This is a genomic window from Atribacteraceae bacterium (assembly GCA_035477455.1).
Classification (GTDB): Bacteria; Atribacterota; Atribacteria; order Atribacterales; family Atribacteraceae; genus DATIKP01.
The window spans coordinates 1-9,146 of sequence record DATIKP010000008.1 but is presented as its reverse complement, the minus strand read 5'-3'; the positions used below and the strand labels follow the sequence as shown (position 1 = coordinate 9,146).

Annotated in this window: 5 protein-coding genes and 1 tRNA gene; 3 read left to right on the top strand and 3 right to left on the bottom strand. The window is 52.5% G+C overall.

Annotated elements, in window-relative coordinates:
- Window positions 1-138 precede the first annotated feature (138 nt).
- The 3 genes from VLH40_00330 to adhE all read left to right on the top strand — a co-directional run bounded on the left by VLH40_00330 (window position 139) and on the right by adhE (window position 6,623).
- Window positions 139-213, top strand: a tRNA-Gly gene (locus VLH40_00330).
- 551 nt (window positions 214-764) lie between these two features.
- Entirely contained in the window at window positions 765-3,740 is a 2,976-nt protein-coding gene (locus VLH40_00325) for a PAS domain S-box protein (protein HSV30456.1), read from the top strand.
- Between the two features lie 291 nt (window positions 3,741-4,031).
- Complete coding sequence (adhE, locus tag VLH40_00320) at window positions 4,032-6,623, top strand: bifunctional acetaldehyde-CoA/alcohol dehydrogenase (protein HSV30455.1); 2,592 nt, start codon at window positions 4,032-4,034, stop codon at window positions 6,621-6,623.
- 270 nt (window positions 6,624-6,893) lie between these two features.
- Here adhE and VLH40_00315 read toward each other — a convergent pair whose 3' ends face one another.
- The 3 genes from VLH40_00315 to VLH40_00305 form a co-directional block, all read right to left on the bottom strand.
- Window positions 6,894-7,049 carry a hypothetical protein gene (locus tag VLH40_00315; GenBank protein ID HSV30454.1) on the bottom strand — a complete coding sequence of 52 codons (156 nt, stop codon included), beginning with the start codon at window positions 7,047-7,049 and terminating at the stop codon, window positions 6,894-6,896.
- A gap of 471 nt (window positions 7,050-7,520) precedes the next feature.
- A complete protein-coding gene (locus tag VLH40_00310) occupies window positions 7,521-7,742 on the bottom strand; it encodes a type II toxin-antitoxin system HicB family antitoxin (protein ID HSV30453.1) in 222 nt (73 codons plus the stop codon).
- Between the two features lie 469 nt (window positions 7,743-8,211).
- Window positions 8,212-9,048 (bottom strand): radical SAM protein, encoded by an 837-nt coding sequence (locus VLH40_00305; GenBank protein ID HSV30452.1) that lies wholly within the window; start codon window positions 9,046-9,048, stop codon window positions 8,212-8,214.
- Between the last annotated feature and the right edge of the window lie 98 nt (window positions 9,049-9,146).

Sequence of the window (9,146 nt, the reverse complement as noted above, 5' to 3'; positions counted from 1 at the left end):
TCAGTCTCCTCGCGCTGGGTTTCATTGAGCTCTTTCGCAGGGGCAAGACCAACCGGTAAATTCCCGATACCTCCTCCTGGTTCGTGGCCCGTTGTCTTGACGAAACGTTGGAGTGTGTTATAATTTTTTCTCAGATGAGCGGGAGTAGCTCAGTGGTAGAGCGTCAGCCTTCCAAGCTGAGGGTCGCGGGTTCGAGTCCCGTTTCCCGCTCCATTTTTTCGTTTTAGGTCGATTCCCCGGTGTAGAGACGGTTCTTGCCCAATGAACAACTGTTTCCCCTGAGCAGTTCGGCTTATTTTGTGTTTTTTTCAGAAGGTCACTCAGGCCTTCCTTGAGTATTCTCTGATTTTATATTCTTCTTGGCATTGAGTGGAGCCAGTTCGCCGGCAGGAGATCGAACTTGGCCGGGCCGGTATCGTTGTTGCCGACAGCCATCCGCTCCTTTTCGTTGTTCATCCGATTCTGAGAAACAGTAGTAGCGGCCTCTCGCCGGAGATTTTGATCATGGGGTGGTTTTCGGCCTGTCTGAAACTTACCGCTGGTCCGTGAGGCGGGAATTGATCCTGGAGATGATTCTCTGGAAAGACTTTAGTCCGAATTCCGAGGAGCGGGAGACTCTGCTCCTTCCCGAAAAGGTTTTAACCGCACCCCCTTGAGAACGGTTCGGCGGTTAGGGCCTTGTGTGCGATGCCCTGGATGGAGTTTTTCAAAAGGTGTTTTGTGGCTATGAAAAGACCATAGATTATAGAAAAGGAATCACCCTGGTGACAGACAAGAGTCATACCATTCCCCTTGTCCGGCCTTCGGCAATAAACGGATCCCGTTTTGTTAGGGTGCTACCTGTCATTCTCCTGTGTATTCTTATTCTCGTTTTTATTCCCTCACCCGCTCTGGCTAAGATCGATTTTGCCACCTTCTTTGCGACCACCGATCAGATCATGCTCTTTATCGATCCGGACGATGGCCGGATCGTGGACGCCAACCTCGCCGCCGTGCGCTTTTACGGGTACCCCCGGGAGCGTCTCACCACTATGTTCATCCAGGAGATCAACACTCTCACGCCGGACCAGGTGGCCGAAGAGCGGGCCCGGGCTGTGCGGGAAGAGCGTAATTATTTCATCTTTCGCCACCGTTTGGCCGATGGTTCGCTACGTACCGTCGAGGTCTTTTCCCGTCCCTATCCGATCAACGGCGATATCCTCCTTCTTTCCCTGATTCATGACATCACCCCCCGGCGGGAGCTGGAGGAGGCTTTGTGGCACTACCAGACTCGTTTGGAAGAGATGGTGGCCGAACAAGTCAACCGGCTCCGGGCCCAGGAGTTTTCCACCCGGGTGCTGGCCTACGCGAGCGGCCTTTTGCTGTTGGCCTTACTTTTGATCCTGATCCTGTTCCTGCGTTACCGCGGGGTGATCCTGAATCAGAAAGTCCGGGAACGAACGGCGGAACTGGTCCAAAGCGAGCAGGAAATGCGCTGGCTGTTTAAAAGTATGATCAGCGCTTTCGCCGTTCATGAGTCGGTGTTTGATGAAAAAGGCCGTTTTGTCAGTTTTCGGTTTTTTTACTTCAACGAGGCTTATGAACAGATACTGGGGGTTGAACTTGAACAGCTCAGGGGGAAAACCGTCCAGGAGGTTTGGCCCGGAACCGAGGAGGAGTGGATCAAGCGCTACGGTGAAGTGGTCACAACCGGTCTTTCCCAGACCTTCGATCTCTATCACGCACCCACTGAGAAATCTTACCATTGCAAGGCCTACCGCCCTTGGGAAACGAAAGAACGCTTCTGCGTGATCTTCGAGGACATTACCGAGCGAATCCGTTCCGAAGAGCGGGAACGCTACCTCAAACAGGTTATCCTGGCTATCCGTAACGTCAACCAGTTGATCGTCCGGGAGAACGACTTGCACCGCCTGATCCAGTGCGCCTGTGAGAACCTCATCGAGACTCTGGGCTATTCCGCCGCCTGGATCACCCTTCTTGACCCCTCGGGTACGGTAACGGATACCGCCTTTTCTGGAGCGGGAGAAGAGATCACCCTTCTGGGTCAAAATCTGACCCAGGGAGAGTTACCCGAGTGTTTGCGCCATGCCCTCGCCCAGGGTGAGGTCTGGCTTTGCCGAGAACCCCGTACCGAATGTCCCGGCGGACCGGTGATACACTACAACGAAGGACAAGCGGGGATGTCTGTACGGTTGTCTTTTGGAGAGCGAACCTACGGGGCCCTGGTCGTGTCGGTTCCTTTCCGGTACGCCGAAGACGCTGAGGCCCTGAACCTCTTCAAAGAACTGGCCGACGACCTGAGTTTCGCCCTCCATAAGATCGAGACGGCTCAAGCCCTCCGCATTAGCCAGGAACGTTACCGGCTCCTGGCTGAGAATATGCCCGGGGTCGTCTACCTGTGCCTGAACGATCCGTCGTGGACGATGCTCTATATGAACGACTATATCGAGAAGATCACCGGTTATATCCGGGCTGAGTTCCTGGATCAACGGGTCCGTTATTCCGACCTGTGCCATCCCGAAGACCTCGCGATGCTTCATCGTAGCATAGATGAATCCCTGGCTGCCGGCCGGTCCTTCAGTTCCGTCTACCGGCTCAGACACCGCAGCGGGGAGTACCGCTGGGTGGAAGAATTCGGGGATGCCATCCGGGAGAGCGGAACCGTTCGCTACCTGGAAGGCTATGTTCAGGACATCACGGAGCGAAAGAAAAAAGAAGAGCACATCCGGCATCTTTCGTTCCATGATCATCTCACTGACCTCTACAACCGGGTTTTCATCGAAAAGGAAATTCGCCGCCTGAACGATATCGGGGAAATTCCCCTGGGAGTGATCCTGTGCGACCTCAACGGGTTGAAGCTGGTGAATGACGCCTTCGGGCACCTGGAAGGAGACAAGCTCCTGAAGCTCTGCGCCTGGACGCTCCAACTGTCCTGCCGGTCTCAGGATTTGATCGGTCGCTGGGGTGGAGACGAATTCATTGCCTTACTCCCCCAGGGAAACGAGACAGTCCTCACTGAAGTCACTGAACGCATCGCCTACCATAGCCGGGAGGCCTCTACCGACCTCATGCCTTTTAGCCTGTCGCTGGGTTGGGCCGTCAGGACTGACGTCCTCCAGCCGATTGATGAGTTGATCGCCTTCGCCGAGGAACGGATGTACCGGTGCAAACTCACCGAGAGTCGTAGCGCCCGCTCCTCGATCATCGCCTCCTTGGAACGGTCTTTGCAGGAAAGCACCCAGGAAACCCAGGAACACGCCACCCGTTTGCGGGAGCTTGCCCAACGGATGGGAAAGGCCTTGCATCTTTCATCCAACGAAATCAACGACCTGGAATTGTTGGCCCGTCTTCATGATATAGGTAAAATCAGTATCCCCCGACACATTCTGGACAAACCTCTGGCCTTGACCCCGCAAGAGTGGGAGGTGGTCAAAAAACACCCGGAGGTCGGCTACCGCATCGCCTTATCCTCTCCCGACCTTCACCCCATCGCCGAGGCTATCCTCGCCCACCACGAACACTGGGATGGTGCCGGCTATCCCCAGGGGCTCAGGAGAGAAGAAATTCCACTCCTTTCCCGGATTGCTTCCGTGCTGGACGCCTTTGACGTGATGATCAGCGGTCGTCCGTACAAAAAGCCGAGACAGCTCAGCGAGGCCCTTCAGGAGCTACAGCGTTGTGCCGGATCCCAGTTCGATCCTCGGGTAGTGGAGGTGTTTTCGGGGTTGATGAGGACGTGACGACGGGTTGACTGACAAGAAAGGTAGAAACTTATTCTTGATATGCCCACATCCCTACCCGTAAGCTATTTTTCTCTGGAATTTTTTGGGATTAATTTCCCTTGAGAAAATTTCGGTACCGTGTTTAACTTTTGGCACGGCGTATCTTTCCTTTAGGGAGTGAGGTGATTCCTGGTAGGAACTTCACCTTGATATGCGCCATCTTTTTGTAATTGGCCTTATATAACTTGTGAGTGTAACGAACTCAGGTTCTGATTATGTGCATGTGCATATAAGAAAGGAGTAGTTTTTATGGGCGAAAAAGAAAGAGACCCGCGTACAACCATTGATGCGATGGTTGATAATGCCACCAAGGCATTAAATGCTTTTTTGGCCTTTGATCAGGAACAAATCGATGCCATCACCAAGGCTATGACCATGGCCGGTATAGATCAACACATGAAGCTCGCCAAAATGGCGGTAGAGGAAACGGGACGGGGGGTATACGAGGACAAGATCATAAAGAACCTTTTTGCCACCGAGTATATCTACAACAGTATCAGAGAAGAAAAAACGGTGGGAGTGATCCGGGAAAACGAGTATGAAGGCTACGAAGAGGTGGCCGAACCGGTGGGAGTCATTGCGGGAATCACCCCAGTGACCAACCCGACATCCACCACCACGTTCAAGGCCATAGTGGCTATAAAAACCAGGAACCCCATAATCTTCGGTTTTCATCCGTCAGCGCAGAAATGCAGCGCTCATGCCGCCAGAATCATGCGCGATGCTGCCTTATCCGCCGGTGCACCCGAAGGATGCATACAGTGGGTGGATGAGCCTTCGCTTGAGGCTACCCAGTATCTTATGAAACATCCTGGGGTTGCCCTGATACTGGCTACCGGTGGTTCCGGCATGGTGCAATCGGCATATAGTGCGGGCAAGCCGGCTTTGGGAGTGGGGCCTGGAAACGTGCCCTGCTATATAGAAAAAACCGCTGATGTGGAAAGAGCGGCTACTGACCTCATGTTGTCCAAAACGTTTGATAATGGAATGATCTGCGCTTCCGAGCAGGCGGTAATCGTCGATGAGGCTATTGCTGAAGAATTCATAGACTTCATGAAAGATAACGCCTGCTATTTCCTGGAAGGGGAAGAAATCAAGAAAGTGGAAGAGCTGGCCATAGACAAGACCAAATGCTCCATGAACCCTTCGGTGGTAGGCAAGTCGGCCTACGATATCGCCAAAATTGCCGGGATCGAGGTACCACTCAACAGCAAGATACTGATTGCGCAACTTGACGGAGTGGGTCCCGATTATCCTCTTTCCCGCGAGAAACTGAGTCCTATCCTGGCCATGTATATCGTGAAAGACCACCAGGAAGGCATCGAAAGAGCCGAACAGATGGTGAATTTCGGAGGGATGGGACATTCGGCGGTGATTCATACCGAAGATGACAAGGTAATTGATCTGTTTTCCAAAAAAATCAAAGTCGGACGCCTTATTGTCAATGCTCCGGCCAGTCATGGCGCCATAGGTGATCTGTACAATACCTATCTTCCGTCATTGACCTTGGGATGTGGTTCGTTCGGCAGAAATGCCACCACTTCCAATATATCAGCGGTGCACTTGGTAAATCTGAAGAAAGTGGCCAAGAGGAGAGTCAACATGCAATGGTTCAAGATACCGCCTAAGATATATTTTCAACCCGGAGCGGTGCGTTATCTTGAGGATATGCCTGACATACATCGCGCTTTCATAGTTACCGACCCGACCATGGTCCAGTTGGGATATGTGAACAAGGTGTTGCACTACCTCAGAAAGAGGCCGGAGAACGGACTGTCTTACGTGCATAGTGAAATATTTGCCGATGTGGAACCTGACCCGTCTGTAGAGACAGTGATGAGCGGGGTTGAAATTATGAACAGTTTCAAACCCGACGTCATAATAGCACTGGGTGGTGGATCACCCATGGACGCCGCTAAGGCCATGTGGCTGTTCTATGAGCATCCCGATACAGACTTCAGGGCGTTGCATCTTAAGTTCCTGGATATAAGGAAAAAAGCCTTCAAATTCCCGGTGTTGGGTCTAAAAGCCAAGATGGTGGCCATACCCACAACTTCAGGAACCGGGTCGGAGGTTACTTCCTTTACGGTCATAACCGACAAGACCACCAATACCAAGTACCCGCTGGCCGATTATGAATTCACTCCCGACGTGGCTATCGTGGACCCTGAGTTTGTGATGAGTGTTCCTCCGCGGGTGACCGCCGACACCGGCATGGACGTGTTGACTCACGCAATCGAAGCCTATGTGTCGGTTCTGGCGTCGGATTATACCGATGCGCTGGCCATAAAGGCCATACAGTTGGTGTTCGAATACCTTCCCCTGGTTTATAAAGATGGCAGCAAGAAAGAGGCCCGCGAAAAAATGCACAATGCTTCATGTATAGCCGGTATGGCATTTGCAAACGCTTTCCTGGGGATAAACCACAGTATGGCGCATAAATTAGGAGGGGAGTTTAATATACCTCATGGCCGGGTGAACGCGATATTATTACCCCATGTTATCGAGTACAATGCCCGGAAGCCGGCCAAGTTTGCTTCCTTTCCCAAGTACGGCAAGTACGTGGCCGACCGGAAATACGCCGAAATAGCGCATATATTGGGATATAAATTCTCTACTGTCGAGGAAGGCGTAGCCGCTCTGGTTAAAGGGGTCAGGGATTTACTCAAGTTGCTGGATATCCCATTGACCATAGCGCAGTGTGGGGTCGCTTGGGAGGATTTTGAAGCCAGGGTGGCCGATTTGGCGGATAAGGCCTTTGAGGATCAGTGCACCACCGCCAACCCCAAGATGCCGCTGGTAAGCGAGATGGAGGCTATATATCGGAAAGCGTATATGTAGCCACTGGGGGGAGGCTGCCTTAAAAAAGCAGCCTTCCCAAGATTAGTACCATTGTATACAACATTTGACGGTTGCTCATTTCTTATGGCGCGCCCGGAGGGAGTCGAACCCCCAACCTACGGATCCGTAGTGCGAAAAACGCCTTTTGTGTAGGTTGGCTGAGGTTGCAAAAAGTCTTGTCCTGCTTGGTGTTGTTGGTTTCTTCCCGGGCAAAAAATAGGCTGTTTTTGCTCCCGTTTTTTTATGTTTGCTCCCAAATTGCTCCCCTCATTACCCCACGCCTTCGGCTGTAATGGCGGGAACGTAAAGCTTCGCGGAGATGATCCAGCAGTTTTGGTTTTCGGGTGCCTTCAGGCGTAGGCCCTGGATGGCTTCCAACTGGCGGGGATGATTCTTCAAATGCCAGAAATTCTTTTCGGTGATCATTCGCTCGCGTAGCCCGCAGGGAGCTCCGGGGAATGCGCTTGCTATCCGTTTTCGAGAGGATGGGTCCAGAATGAGTCCCTGACATCGGCTTTCCTCCTGCATTTGGGACAAGATAGAATTATCATCGAAACTCCCGATATTTTGCCTCGTCGTAGAGGTCATCGGAACTGAGCAAGGGGAAGGGACGGACCCGCTCTCTCTTCTCGAACCTGCTGCAATATTATGAGCAGCGGGTGACTTATGTGACTTTTTGTCTCAACTTTTCATATTCTTCCGGGGACATATCTATATCGCGGAGGATTTTTCTGATTAGGCCCCTGCCCAAATCTTCTCCCTTGTGGAATGGAACAACCGTGCAGCGCCCATCGGGATGAGCAAACAGAACATGACTGCCCACCTGTCTTTGGCGTACGAAACCGAGATGGACAAGTATACACTCCATATCTTCGGCAGAGATAATAGCAAGTCTTGTCACAGCTGTACCTCAACCTGATGAATACCTATAAATTTCTCTGGCACGAAAATGAAGTGGCTTTTTTCGTCAAGATAAAGCTTTATTGCCTCTTGGACCCGCTTTTCTAACACAGCCAGGTTATCCGCTTGGGTATGACAACCGGGGAGAGACGGGACGGAAGCTACATACTTGCCGTCTTCGTCTTGTTCAATAATGACTAAAAAGCGTTGACCGCCCACGATAATTAACCTCCTAAGCTTTTATTTTAATGGCTTCTTTCCCCGGTTTTTTTATGTTCCCGGCCTACCTTTTAAGAATAATTTTGACATGTTTTATCACATCACGTGAAAAACTAAAATATATTTCGCAAATATATAAAATTTTGTACTGATTTTCACGCCAACCGTTTTATTCATATTCCGGTGGGACCTTTCAGGTGGGCGGCAATATCCTCGATTTCGGCAAGGTGTTCAAAAAGGGCGCAGGCAAAGCGTTTGCGCCGGAGTAATTGGTCCTGCTCCCGGATGGCCCGCAGGAACGGAGAGCGACAGGCGGCAAGCAGGCCACCCTCACGGATATTTTCACAGGCAATGGAGATAAACGGGCAGGGTTCAATGCCGCCCTGGGAATTTATGTGCAGGGAGGCCCGCCCCGCTGCCGAACAGTAATTGTCTTCACCATATTCATCGTGGGGAAACTGGATAAGGATCAGCGGCTGCTGCCGCCACAGTTCCAGGACACGCCGGCGAAAGCCTCCCGCTCCGTTTCACTGAGGACCCAGTGGGGATGGGGATGAGGATCGCAGGGCACGTACTCGGTAAAAAAACCGACGCCGCAGCCGCATTCGGTCATTTTTTGCATGAAGGCATCGCTGCCAAGGTAAGCGGTGTTGGCCGTTGTATTCGTGGCGGCAAAACCAAAGAAAGCGCCGGCGTTACGCAGGTGGGTAAATGCCTCCATTGCTGCCGCATAAGCACCGGACCGGCGCCGCTCATCCGTGTCCGCGGGAGAACCTTCGATACTGACAAGCAGCACGGTATTGCCGCTGCCCGCCACCTGCCGCGCCACTTCCGGCGTGACCAGGGTGCCGTTGGTGATGATTACAAAAAAAAGACGGCGGCTTTTACTGGTCAGTTGCAGCAGATCGGGGTACAGCAGCGGTTCACCGCCGGTAACGACGACCACGGGTATGCCCAGCTGCTCCGCCTCACGCATAAGGGCATCCAACTCCCGGCCGGAAAGTTCGTTTTCCACGGGGCGTCCCCGGGAATAACAGCCCCGGCAGTTGAAGTTACAGCGCATCGTGGGACTGATTGCCAGGACAGTGGGAATGGAAATGCCCAGACGCTTCATCTGCCGCAGGCGCCGCCGGTTGGCAAACCAGAGACGGCAGCCGTTACGCAAAACAAAAAACAGGCGCCGCGGGCCGGAGCGGCCCCACAGCCACAGCGCGGAACGGAGCAGGGGGCCGATACCGCCGCGCGGGCGGGGCAAAGCAGCCGGAGTCACTTCCTTTGGAGCCGCTTCCTTGTTTTGACAAATCATAGCTTCATGTTTACCATATACCCCCTCCCCATTGTCAAGACAAAAAAATGGGTTGTATTTGGTGGATTAGCCTGTAAACATCTCCATCGTGGTTATTA